Genomic DNA, 13,009 nt, shown 5'->3' on the forward strand with positions numbered 1-13,009 from the left:
ATAATGAAAGCTTTAAGTTTTTTAATCGGTGGAAGCTTATTTTTATTTAGCAGTATTCTTAATAATTCTCAGGCTAGAAATGATGGCTTACATGATTTTACCTTTAATCTTACTATTCCTAAGAATACCTGTGATATTAACATTGAAGGAACATCTGCGAATGAAGTGGATTTTGGTAATATCCCGATGAATAAATTTAAAGATGATGTTCCTAAAGGTAATTTAAAGCTGCCATTTAAAGTTACGGTTCTAAACTGTAAAACTAAAAATTATGATGGAGCTTATATTACGTTAACTGGTAATTATAAAGAGGAGCAAAATGGCTTCTTGGATGATGTAGGAAAAACATTTGCGATTAGAATATCGAGTAAAGATAATGCAACACAAGATGATCCTGATTTTATTACCGATAAAAATAACAAGTTATTCCCTAAGATAGAGAGTACAACTTTATCAAGAACTTTTTATGCCTATGTTATGTGTCAAACGGGTGCAACAGAGTGCGCGGATGATGTTAACACGGGTAATTTTAAAGCGACACTGACCTTGACCTATATTTCTGATTAAGAGAAATAATATGTTATTTCGATTTCTAATAGTAATCTTTACTTCTTTTGTAACATGTGTTGTCAATGCGGATGGCGTGTCATTAAATCAAAGTCGTATTGTCTTTTCACAGAAAGATAAAAGTCAAGTATTACAAATACATAATGGTACCTCATCGCCAGTTTTAGCGCAGCTTACTGTTTTAGAAGAGGTTGATGGTAAGGCGGTTGATAATTTTATTTTGACTCCACCTCTATTTAGAGTTGATGCAAAGAGTGAATTTGCATCAAGAGTTTTACCCAATAATATTGTATCTTTACCTGAAGATAGGGAATCCATATTTTATTTAAAAGCAAGGGTGATTCCTGCCATAAATAAAACAGAAGAAAAAGATAAACCTAGTTTGGTTTTTGTAACGGCATTTGTTATTAAATTAATTTACCGACCAGACGTAATTAGTGCTCCAGGATTGATGGATTATAAAAAAGTTAATTTAGTCAGGAAAAATGGTAAGTGGGAGTTCCAAAACGTAACACCATATTACATGACTGTGGTTGGTTTAAGTATAGATGGGAGTGTAGAGCAAAACTCATTGCTATTAAAACCATTTAGCAGCTATGAGATAAATAAGAATATTAAAGATCCATCAAGTGTCAGTTGGTATTTTTTAAATGATTTTGGTTCAACAACAGAAAAACAACTAATTAAAAAAGAAACTGAAATAGCGAAAGACTCAACAGTTAAGGATAAATAGGGTCATAGCTAATACTAGGTACATATATAACACTTTAATATCCAATTAAATGTTGATGTGAAACTAATATAAAGATGAATAAAGGCTATAGAAATGGACAACAAATTATTTAAAACAAGCTTATTATCTTCATTGATATGTCTATCTCTATATTCTTATGGTGATGACTATTTTGACCCTAGTATGTTAGAAAGCCAATTGGGGGTTGATCCTAGCCAATTAGATCTTTCTCAGTTTAGTCGTTCTAATAGCATTCCTGCCGGTGATTATCATGCCGATCTTGAAGTTAATAGAAATAGCTTGGGGGATAAACTATTAACATTTTCGCCAAATAAGCAAGGAGATGTTGTCCTTGTTGTCACCCCTGCTTTATTAGAAGAATGGGGTGTCAATGTTAAAGCTATTCCAAGTTTAAAGGCTCTTGAGCCGAATACTAAAATTTTAAATATTGGCGAATATATTAAAGACGCTTCTGTTATTACGGATATGTCTAAATTAACAGTACGTGTTGAAATTCCTCAAATTGCTATGTTGGAAAAATCACGGGGCTATATTGATCCTAAATTATTAGATGATGGTGTATCAGCACTATTCCTTAACTACTTTATTAGTGGTAATAAAAGCCGTAATGATTCTGGCTATTCTGGCGTCAATAACTCAGACAATATTTTTGCGACTATCGCTAGTGGTTTAAATATAGGTGCATGGCGGCTACGCTCAAATATGTCTTATTCCCGTAGTAGTGGTGATTATGGCTCCCAATCTTCAACGAATTTTAATAACACCTATATGATGCGAGCAATACACTCTATTCGCTCTACATTTATGGTAGGGGAGATTACTACTGGGAGTGATGTTTTTGACAGTATCCCTTTCAAAGGGATAAAGCTGACATCTAATGAAGATATGCTACCAAGTAGCCAGCGTGGTTTTGCCCCTGAAATTAATGGAATAGCGTCATCGAATGCACGCGTCACTATTCGGCAGAATGGTTATATTGTTTATCAAACCTATGTGTCCCCTGGTGCATTTAAATTAAAAGATGTGTATGCGACAGGAAATGCGGGTGACCTCGATGTTACTGTAACGGAAGAAAACGGAACTGAAAAAACATTTACCGTGGCTTACTCATCCCTACCTGTCATGTTGCGTCCAGGAAGCTATAAATATGAAACAAGTGTAGGTCGTTTTAATGGCGGTTATACAAAAACATCCAGAGAATCAGATTTTTTCTTAGGCTCTTATATTTATGGTTTACCCACCAATGCCACGCTATATGGCGGTTTATTGATGGCGAAAAACTATTTCTCTGTTGCTGGAGGGGTGGGAATATCATTAGGTTCGTTTGGTGCATTATCTGCGGATGTAACGCATGCAACGGCAAATATGGATGGTGCATTAGGTGATAAATCCGGCCAATCTTATCGTATTCGTTATTCTAAAAGTATGACGACAACAGGAACCTCAATAGATTTAACGGCGTTACGTTATTCGACGCGTTCGTATTTTAGTTTCTCTGACTTTAATACTTATGACCATCGGTTAAAAGATGATGTCGCACCATGGTTAAATCAACGTCAACGTGCGAGCTTCACTACATCTATCTCTCAATCATTAGGTAAATACGGCAGTATTTTCTTATCTGGAAGTATTTCTGATTATTGGGATATTAACCGTGAAGTACGCCAAGTTGCATTTGGTTATAATGGGAGTTTCAGAGAAATTAACTACTCGATTCGTTATAGCATTGACCGAGTGAAAGGTGAATCTGCTTGGCCGGAAAACCGTCAAATTTCCATTAATGTCAATGTCCCATTTAGTCTCTTTTCGAACCATGAAATGGCAAGAAATATGAGTAGCAGCTATATGTTTACTCAAGATAATAACCATAGAATGACGAATCAACTCGCGGTCAATGGTAGCGTTTTAGACAATAAATTGTCATATGGCATTTCCCAAGGATATGAAAATAAAGGGGGGGGTAACACAGGCTCAGTGAATGCTAGTTACTCTGGTTCTAAAGGAAGTGTTTCCGCAGGTTATAGTTACAGTAAAGATAATCGAAGCATGAATGCAAGCGTGAGTGGCGGTGCATTGATTCACTCTGGTGGGGTATTACTTGGAAGGCCAGTGAGTAGCAGTATGGCAATTATTGAAGCTGATGGAGCCGCGGGAGCTGAAGTTGGAAGTAAGGATACGGTGATTAATAGCTCTGGTTATGCGTTATATCCTTATACCTCACCATACAATGCCAATATTATTAATATGGATGTAAACACGTTGCCTAACGATGTCATGCTCAAAGAAACAAGTAAAACGATTTATCCGACCGAGGGTTCAATTGTTAAGGTGAAGTTTGATACCAAACTCGGTTTGCAAGCCATTATTAATTTAAAAACGCCATCAGGTACACCGATTCCATTTGGAGCGGTGGCGGTTTTAGAAGAGCTTAATGTAACAGATGTAAATACGGGAATTGTTGGTGATAACAATCAAGTGTTTATGAGCGGGTTGCCGGCAAATGGTAAGCTAAATGTTAGCTGGGGTAGTAATAACAGCCAACGCTGTACTGCCACTTTCTCAGGATTAGATACATTAAAAGTTAGTCAATCGCAACCCGTGCGTACAATCTCGGCCGTTTGCCAATAAACATATCATCGCAGAACTTGTATGTCATGCTGTATAAAAAATTATGGAAGGATGCAATATGGTCAGTGCTAAGTCTAAAATTTATCGAAAGCTCAGTGTGATGACGCTACTGATGGGCTTGTCCTCTGGTCAAGTGCATGCGGAGATGAATATCATTTTAGATGGATTGCTGGATTTAGATATACCGAAAGCCCCGAGTGATCCCTATCTTGTTGAAGCCCGTTTAACCGGTAGAACCTACCTAAGTACTCAAGGAACCTATGGTAATCATGGTTTCTGGGATCAGGAATGGGCTCTTGTTGGTTTAACGAGCAGTGGTACTTATTGCCAAAAAGAAAACTCAGGATTTGTTGTCTCAATACCCGGTACCAATAAAAAAGGATTTGCATTAGATTTCTACCTTCCTGATGGAACAAAACCTTCAGGCGCAGAAGCTTGGATTATTCCAACAATTAACTACAATGTGAGTATTCTCGGGAGTGATGAAGAGTTTAATAGTCAATGGCGTAATTTAGAGCGTAATTATACAGGCACCTTTTTTAGGCCCACTCCTGGATTAGTCGATACTTATACCAGAGCAAATATCTGTATGTATCCATCAAGGGCCTATCAGCAAGCTTATGATACGACGCGGAAATATATCACATTTAATATCAGTGAGAAATTTGAGTTATATACCAACTTTCCAATGCGGCCCGGACGTTTTCAATTACAAAAAGTGGTATATGTACGCACTGATGGCCCTAGACTTACTCCGCATGGAGCCAAGGATTCCGAGCGTCTTCAATTTGAGACCAACATACGTGTGGTACGTATCTGTAAAATTAAAAATGTGACACAGTCAACTTTTGATATCGTGATGGGGCGTAATAACCAAGAAACACGAGAATCACGCTTCCAATATACTTGTACGGCTGATAATAAGCCTATTTATATTACAGCAATCCCTCGTGAAGGACGTGTGGATTCGAATAACCCAAGAAAACTGTGGTTCAATAAGGTTGATGGAACGGAACTTGATAACAGTAAGTCGCCTTGGTTACTCGCTCTCCCTTACAAAGATGGCGATGATTCTACGCTTTTATGCAGCAATGAAACTAATACTAAATTAATGAAATTTAATAATAGTGACCAAGCGGTTGGTCAGAATTCGGTATCAAATAAGGATGAAAGTCTCAACATTAAATGGGCGATTTGTGCAAATGATAATGTTGATCCAGGTAAATACCGTGCTCGTGTTGAAGTCGCTGTTTATACAAAAATTTAGCTTATACTAATAATTCAATAAATTAATGAAGGTTTACTGATGAAAAACTGGGCAAGTCTTTTGATAACGGGTTTCATGCTATCATTACTCTTCGGTGTCATGCCATCGTCTGCATCTGATTTCGAAAGTGCAAGTTCAGATACCCTTGTTTTTCCTTATGAGCGAAAAACCTTTATTGAAGGGGATAAAAGTGTCTCATTCCGTTTACGGAATGCAACAACTACAACACCCTATTTGGTGCAAGCGAGTATTGAAAAGTTAGATGAAGTGACAGGGGTAAACACCTTGGGTAAAGCGGATGATTTTCCGTTTATGATTACCCCTCCTTTACATAAACTAGAACCTGGCCAGCGTTATGATTGGCGAGTTATGTTTGTTGGTGATACAGCGAAAATGCCCAGTGACCGAGAAACGGTTTATATTGCAAAATTTAGAGCGATACCGCCATCAACACCAAACACAGAAGGTAGTCAAGACACGACCGAATTTGATGCCATTCAAGCATTGCATTTTAAAGTGTATTACCGCCCTAAAAGCATAAATAATCTGACACTTGAAGATGCACAAAAAAAATTAAGCTTTAGAAAAGAGGGCAATGAATTGGTTGTTATGAATAACTCTCCAATATATCTGGCATTTGATAGCGTCAGTGTAGGGGGAAGTAATATCGATAGCAATGAGTTATTCAAACCACTTAAACCTCTGAGTGAGCAACGCTTTAAATTACCAAAAACGATGAATGGCAACCAATTAAAATGGACTGTTTTAGATGAATTAGTGTTGCCAATGAAAGAACAAACAGGCACGCTGCAATAGCTTGCGATGAAAAATAAATGAGATATTCGTTTAGGGTAATGATGACTTACCCTAAATTGATAGGAATTTATTGCATCAAATAAGGTTAATAATAAATAACCTATGAAAAAATTAAATTTATTTAAATATATTTCAGGCTCTATTTTATTATCTGCCATTCTTCTGGCATTTCCATCAAGCGCTCAAAAAAATAACTTTCGTCTAGTGATCCACGGTGGGGCTGGGGATATTACAGAGCAACATATTTCTATTGAGCAGAAAAAAGCGCACGAAGAAAAACTGACAGAAGCTTTGCAAGCGGGATACGGTATCCTTGCTCAAGGCGGCGACAGTGTTGATGCCGTACAGGCAGCGGTGATCGTCATGGAAGACTCACCACTTTATAATGCAGGTAAAGGAGCCTCTTTAACGACAGATAATAAAGTGGAATTAGATGCTTCCATTATGGATGGGCGAACTCGGAAAGCAGGTGCTGTCGCGGGGGTGTCGAATGTTAAAAACCCCATCATGGCAGCTTACAAGGTCATGACTAAAACGCCTTATGTGATGATGGGCGGGGTTGGCGCTGAACAATTTGCTAAGTCTGAAGGGCTTGATATCGTAGACCCCACTTATTTTATGACTGAACAACGCGTTGAACAGTTAAATAAAGTCAAAGAAATTAGCCGTAAAATCGATCATGAGAAAGGCGCGAATGCCGCTTTATTTGTTGATCCGCTGATGTACGATTACAAATATGGAACGGTAGGCGCTGTGGCTATTGATACTCGAGGAAACTTAGCTTCCGCCACATCGACTGGCGGTAGTACCAATAAACATTATGGCCGTATTGGCGATTCACCCATTATTGGTGCAGGCACGTATGCGGATAATAAGACAATAGCGATCTCTACAACGGGGCTAGGTGAAGTTTTTATGCGTTCTGTGGCTGCTTATGATGTCGCCGCACAAATTCAATACCAAGGCATCCCATTATCTGAAGCGGGTATGAATACCTTAAATACGGTGCGCAACCTAGGTGGAACGGGGGGCCTTATCGCAATAGATAAAAATGGCAACTTTATTATGCAATTTAATACCAAAGGCATGTTTAGAGGAACAATTGCAGAAGATGGAATTCCTCAAGTGGCTATTTTTAATTCTAATAGCCATTGATTAGCCACCGCACAACCAGTTTTGAATAGTTTTCCATGTTGGCGATTTGCCTACTTAAAACAGCAATGTTAGTAGGCTTTTTTTTATTTATCTGCATAACAGGTGAACGATGAATAAGCTTCATCTTTAATAATATAAATATTATCATTCATTTTTGTCACATTAATGTAATAATTTATTTTCTCTTCTTCTAATTGAATGAAGTTAGCGAAGAGGGCTTGAGGGACGTTATCTGAGCTGGTAATAGATAATGTTTTAAAACGAATAGAGTAATTATTTTTTTTATCAATCGATTGGTAATTAAAATAGAGCGCTCTATCAAGGCGATAGAAAACATTATTCTCTTTGACGTAACCATACATATTCATTCTTCCCATATTATCACTGGTAACCAGAATACTTGTTTTTGATTTTAGCATTAGCCCGTCATCAGTACCGTTATCTTTTATCCAGAGAATATCAGAGTGACAAAGATTTACGTCATCACTCTCAGTGTGCAGGGCAAATGATGTTATTAACACTAAAGTGAAAGAAAATAAAAGCAATAAAATGTATTTTTTCATTTAAATTCTCTGATCATTAATTGATACGCAGTCGTATTGAGTATTTTTTTCCTTACAGATACTAATGGATATGTTTTTATCAACAGGTTGGATGGTGTTTAGTTCTGAAAGTAAGATAACGCGTTTAGGTTCTTGGCAGTTAACATTGTATTTATCGAGTTTCTTGTTGACATAATCGATACTATCTTTTGTTGAACTTTCCACTAAATGAACAGGAACTTGTATTAAACATTTATCTCTCTCACTGACCGTAATATAGTCATTCTCTTTCATGCTCGCGTTAGAGCTTGTTATAAAATGAAAGGCAAAAGTTAATGAAACTGAGAAGAGAGCAATAAAAGCAACTACCATATAACTACTTTTTAACTTACTTTGTTTTCTTATTTTTTTTGTATCTTTTTGTTCTGTTAATGTTAATTCTAATGGTTCATGATGCTGTGTGTTCCTTGGGGGATATTCAGTCACAGGTGGCTGACTATCAATGGGATTAGTGAGCAATTCTTCGCGACTATGCTCAATATTTTGCTGAGGGGAAGGGTCTGACAATATATAATTATTTTTACTTAAAATAATGTTGTTGTCATTGTGAACCACCATTTCTTCCTGTAAAAGGTCAGAATTGTTTTCATTAGTGATTATTTCTAATGACTCACAATCAAAGCGAAAACCTTTTTTAGGAACAGTGATGATAGATTTAGGATCTAAGCCGATGAGTTCGAATTTTTTTCTTATCTCGCTAACATAAGTATTGAGATTATTGTTTGACCCTACAAGGCCATACTCCTCCCAAACATTAGTCAGTAATTCTTCTCTTGTGGCGATTTTTGCACGTTGATTAAGAGTGATGATTTCACTCAATAAGCGTGATGCAGGCTTTGATAACTCTACAAATTTATCGCTTTCATCTTTTAAGAAAACAATACTTTTGCTTGTCTCAAAGATAAATGTATCGTTAATCAGATAATCTTTGTTATTTGTCATAAACACGGTTTGCTCTCTCTAATTCTAACTCTAGAACAGCGAAATTATTATAATCAACTGAATCAGTTTATAATTTTTAGAAAAATTTAATTAATTTATATTTTTATAAATATTTTTAATGCATATAGTCTAAATACGGATTGAATTAACTTCAAGTATATAGAAGTGAGCTTTTTTGTATCTTGCTATCAAATATATTGATCTAAGTGATGTAATGGAGCTATGGTTTGTTTTTTTATTGTTTTTTAGTTTTATATTTTGTCGAGGTGCATTTTTTGTGTGTAAAAAACAATATATTTCTAAAATGTGGCTTTTGGTTAGTTAGCGGTCTTAAAAAAGGAGATTAATTGAGAGAAATCCTAAGTGATACTGCTTAATTATTAAATTGTTTTTGAAAATGTCAATTTAATAAAAATGATAAGTGCTTTTTTTATTATTAGGCGAGAGGGAGAATATCTCGCCTAATTTAATTTTATTTAATAGTTGTATTCAATACCTAACCAGTAGTTACGCCCTTCTTCAATATACCCTTTTGTGTATTGGTATGATTTATCAAACAAATTGTTAATTGATAAATTTATAGATAAACCATGATTTAGATCATAATCCATGCGAATATCTGTTTTTGCAAAATCGTGAATTTTGTCATCTTTATCAATATAATTAAAAGCCCAGCTTCTTGCTTCTTCTGTTGCCGTGATACTGAGAGATTCATATGGGGTAAATTGCACCCAAGCAAAAGCTTTATGTGTTGGCAATTCCGCAACATGTTTCACACTTTTATGTTTGGGATCTGCATGAATATAGCTGTAATTTATGCCTACACTCATCCAATCGGTGATTTCTCCATGAGTGCCTAGATCAATACCAGCATAGTTAATTTTACCGCTATTACGATTTTGATATACGTCAGAACCTGCCACGCTATCATAATACATATGGTGTGCCATAATGGCGTCAGAGACATGATTATAATAGGCGCTAGCATTATAAAACCAAGTTGGTGTGATATGGCCTTTATAAGTGGCATCAAAGGTCAGCGCGCGTTCTGCATCAAGATGAGGGTTAATGATGAAGCTGTCATTATTTTTCATCTTGTTTTTAGTATAACGCTCTTTTTGTGTTGGGAAACGGCTCCGATCTGAAACCGAGAGCTGGACGGTGTCGCTATTTTCTAAGTGGTAACGAGCCATGAATTCCCAGTTAAAAGCCTGCTGGTGGTTATCTTCATAATTCTCAATGCCAGTCACTACATTCTTGTTATTGTATAAATAACGTTTTCCTTCATCACTGCGACGCCAGTCATAACTTATCCCACCAATAATATCGAGCTTATCCGTTGCGACCCATTGATATTCGGTGGCGATTGACCATGTTTGATCTTGATAGCGATCATAAGGAACGACTTTATTGCTACGTGCGCGATGGGTATCTTCTTTCCAATGCGCCGCAAAAGATAACATGTCTAATTCACGTAACGTAAAGTCCACTCGCATATCAACACCATTACTGTAATCATCATAATGGCTGTAGTTGTACTTGCCGGCTTTATAGTCTTGAACGGATTTATATTGGTGCAGCGTATTTTTGAACTTATCGTGATAGAGTCGACTTTGTAAGGCAATATCACTGGTGAGTTGTGTGGTGCCATTAAAGTAAAGACTCTCTTTATTATATTCTGGCCATTGCCAAATTTGTTGTTTCTTATTATCTGCACTTGGCGCACTATTTTTATCACCATCTTGTTTTAAATAAGTCAGCACATATTCGTCAGTTTCACGTGGTGTCCAACCCATCTTTAGCGTTAGGCGTTTATCATCAGTTGCAGAGTTAGTGCGTCTCCCATGGCTCCCCGCCAACGGATTATTATCAGCGGAATGAGGTAATCCCATAAACCGTTGCTGATATTGACTACCGCTGACTTGAATAAAGCCAAGGTCGTTACGTCCACCCAAGCGGGCACTCATATTATGTGCATTATCTGCACCCCGAGCAAAACCTTGATTCAGGTTAATATTCACTTCAAGAGGTTTTTTCGGTGTTGCCGTTGTTAAGTTTATCGCGCCCCCCATCAAGTTTGGGCCTTGCAACAGAGATGTATACCCGGTGGATAACTCGACGCTTGCGAGTTCACTGGTCATAAAACGCCCGAGGTCTAATGTGCCATCATAGGGGACGTAGGTTGGGATGCCATCGAAAAAAACAGGTATTTGGCGACTGTCGAAGCCACGCACATTCACCTGAGTTTCATTACGATTACCTGATTTTTGAATCACAACGCCTGGCATGGTATTCAGGGCTTGTGCAACATTCGTTCGATTTAATTGTTGCATTTGCGATTGTGTAATGACATTCGCATCAGCAGCAAGAGGCGTACTCCAAACCGTCATGACATCACGGCTTGTTTGGTCTTCTGTGGCGGCGAAACTCGATGCTGTGAATAATGCCATCCCAATCAAATAGCTAATCTTTTTTATTTTCATAGTTAAATTCCAGTTGATTAAATGCAATATGTAACTTTTTATATAACGATGTTGGTGTTTATTGATAAGCGAGATCATCCATCAAATTAGGTGGATGATGCTCTGGGTTTGTATGATTGCTAGGTTCACGCTACGGAAATTTTTACCTTAATGTCTCTCGGTGGGGCGTAGTAGGGAGCCGATGTGACAAATAAAGAAATGCCTGTTTGCGCATATTCTTCTATTGTTTGTAAATTGATGCCACCGGCCGCGGATAAACGGCATAAGCTGTTTTGTTTATAAATATCTTGCTGTAACTGGCGGATCTGTTGTGGTGTAAATTTATCTAATTGCACAATATCAGCCCCTGCTTGAATGGCTAGATTCGCTTGTTCGATATCATCCGCTTCAACAATAATTTGCTGTTCGGGCGCGGCAATTTTTAATGTATTAATATGTGCATGCCAGTCATTAGGTGCTGCGAGACAATTGCGATGATTGGTAAATAATAAAATACTTTCAGCACAGCCTGCTCGATGAATCATTGCGCCGCCTGCCAGTATTGCGGTGAGGGCAAATAATTTTGTTCCTGGTACGGTTTTTCTTGTGCAGGCTAATTGTGCATTGGGCTGATGGTGCTTAAGTATAGAAACCATTTGGTGGGTGTAGTGGCTGACTCCGCAACACCATTCAAGTATATTTTGTACCGCTTTCCATCCTTGATGAAGGGCTTCTACAGCGCCTGTGGCCTTAATGAGGCCGCTATTCTCTGCAACGATTTCACCATCGCGAAAATAGCCTTGGCAATCAAGACCTAATTTCTTGAGCATTCGTAAGGCGATTTCAATACCACTAATACAACCACCTTGTGTAGAGGTAAACGTCATAGTACCTCGTTGGTTGTGTAGACCTAAAGAGCGTGTGGTTAAATCACCATACAGAATATCATCAAGGAGCAACTGATCGATTATGCTATCAGAGAGATATATCATAGTGTAAGACTCGCTTCATCGACCACGTCCCACGAGACCATCGCCCAAGTACGTGAAGGATAAGGGATGCGTTTTCCTGAGCTGATGTGCTGTGCATAGTATTGATGTAATTTAGTTATCTCGTCAGTGGTTAAGTTTTTTAGTGACCAATTGACGCTATCGATAAAAGCATCGACACTCGCAAAGCCGCTATTATCGGAGCTATTAATAAAATCAACGCGAGCATTGATCCCCATCTGATGCAAGATATTAACCGCATAGATATAAGTTGGCAGGCGCACCACTTCACGACCAATAGAGTGAATGATATTTTCATCAATAAAGGTTGGGTTCACGGTATGGGTTGTGTAAACGCGTAAGTTGGCTTGGCGGTTAAGCTTCAGTAAAGCAGCTTTAAGGTCATCGACTAACGTTGAGCGTGATGCAATCGCGATATCGACTTTTGGTAAGTGAGTCCAATCGTCTTCCCATGCTAATTGTTCGAATTGCGCATTATTAATATTCAGCGCGCTAGCGCGTTCTCTGGCCGCGTCTAACATGCCTTGGCTGTAATCAATACCGATGACCGATGTCAATTGGTTTGCAAGATTTAAACACACAGAACCGGGGCCACATCCAACATCGAGTAGTGTTTCTGCATCTGTAAAATCCATTAACTCACGAAAATGTATTAAATAAGGGTCGTGTGGATTTGCACAAGTTTGTGCCATTTTTTGGGCTTTTTTATCCCAATGCTCGGGTTCTTTACGTGAACGTTGTGCCTTTTGCATATGATCTTGATACATTTTGGCAAAATCTAATTGGTCAATAAGCATAACTGTGGC

The 13,009-nt window shown here is 37.8% G+C and carries 11 protein-coding genes; 6 read left to right on the forward strand and 5 right to left on the reverse strand.

Going from position 1 to position 13,009, the window contains the following annotated elements:
* The first annotated feature begins 3 nt into the window (after positions 1-3).
* The 6 genes from ACWPW6_RS02105 to ACWPW6_RS02130 all read left to right on the forward strand — a co-directional run bounded on the left by ACWPW6_RS02105 (position 4) and on the right by ACWPW6_RS02130 (position 7,187).
* Positions 4-567, forward strand: a complete 564-nt coding sequence (locus ACWPW6_RS02105; protein ID WP_163860585.1) for a fimbrial protein — start codon at positions 4-6, stop codon at positions 565-567.
* 10 nt (positions 568-577) lie between these two features.
* Entirely contained in the window at positions 578-1,300 is a 723-nt protein-coding gene (locus tag ACWPW6_RS02110; protein WP_163860586.1) for a fimbrial biogenesis chaperone, read from the forward strand.
* Positions 1,301-1,393: 93 nt separating this feature from the next.
* Positions 1,394-3,949 (forward strand): fimbria/pilus outer membrane usher protein, encoded by a 2,556-nt coding sequence (locus tag ACWPW6_RS02115; RefSeq protein ID WP_163860587.1) that lies wholly within the window; start codon positions 1,394-1,396, stop codon positions 3,947-3,949.
* Positions 3,950-4,007: 58 nt separating this feature from the next.
* Entirely contained in the window at positions 4,008-5,216 is a 1,209-nt protein-coding gene (locus tag ACWPW6_RS02120) for a hypothetical protein (RefSeq protein WP_163860588.1), read from the forward strand.
* Positions 5,217-5,255: 39 nt separating this feature from the next.
* Positions 5,256-6,032: a fimbrial biogenesis chaperone gene (locus ACWPW6_RS02125; RefSeq protein WP_163860589.1), complete on the forward strand. Its 777-nt coding sequence runs from the start codon at positions 5,256-5,258 to the stop codon at positions 6,030-6,032.
* A 102-nt stretch (positions 6,033-6,134) separates the two neighbouring features.
* Positions 6,135-7,187 carry an isoaspartyl peptidase/L-asparaginase family protein gene (locus ACWPW6_RS02130; protein ID WP_196713969.1) on the forward strand — a complete coding sequence of 351 codons (1,053 nt, stop codon included), beginning with the start codon at positions 6,135-6,137 and terminating at the stop codon, positions 7,185-7,187.
* An 83-nt stretch (positions 7,188-7,270) separates the two neighbouring features.
* Here ACWPW6_RS02130 and ACWPW6_RS02135 read toward each other — a convergent pair whose 3' ends face one another.
* The 5 genes from ACWPW6_RS02135 to ACWPW6_RS02155 form a co-directional block, all read right to left on the reverse strand.
* On the reverse strand, positions 7,271-7,750 hold the full coding sequence (locus ACWPW6_RS02135; RefSeq protein ID WP_154635631.1) for a FidL-like protein: 480 nt from the start codon (positions 7,748-7,750) through the stop codon (positions 7,271-7,273).
* Positions 7,751-8,731 carry a winged helix-turn-helix domain-containing protein gene (locus ACWPW6_RS02140; RefSeq protein ID WP_154621983.1) on the reverse strand — a complete coding sequence of 327 codons (981 nt, stop codon included), beginning with the start codon at positions 8,729-8,731 and terminating at the stop codon, positions 7,751-7,753.
* 476 nt (positions 8,732-9,207) lie between these two features.
* Positions 9,208-11,214: a TonB-dependent receptor plug domain-containing protein gene (locus ACWPW6_RS02145; RefSeq protein WP_249999735.1), complete on the reverse strand. Its 2,007-nt coding sequence runs from the start codon at positions 11,212-11,214 to the stop codon at positions 9,208-9,210.
* A gap of 125 nt (positions 11,215-11,339) precedes the next feature.
* On the reverse strand, positions 11,340-12,185 hold the full coding sequence (gene modD, locus ACWPW6_RS02150) for a ModD protein (RefSeq protein ID WP_154621795.1): 846 nt from the start codon (positions 12,183-12,185) through the stop codon (positions 11,340-11,342).
* Positions 12,182-13,000 carry a class I SAM-dependent methyltransferase gene (locus tag ACWPW6_RS02155; RefSeq protein WP_249999737.1) on the reverse strand — a complete coding sequence of 273 codons (819 nt, stop codon included), beginning with the start codon at positions 12,998-13,000 and terminating at the stop codon, positions 12,182-12,184. Before ACWPW6_RS02155 ends, modD begins: the two co-directional genes overlap by 4 nt.
* Positions 13,001-13,009 lie beyond the last annotated feature (9 nt).

Source organism: Providencia sp. Marseille-Q8014, assembly GCF_965112055.1.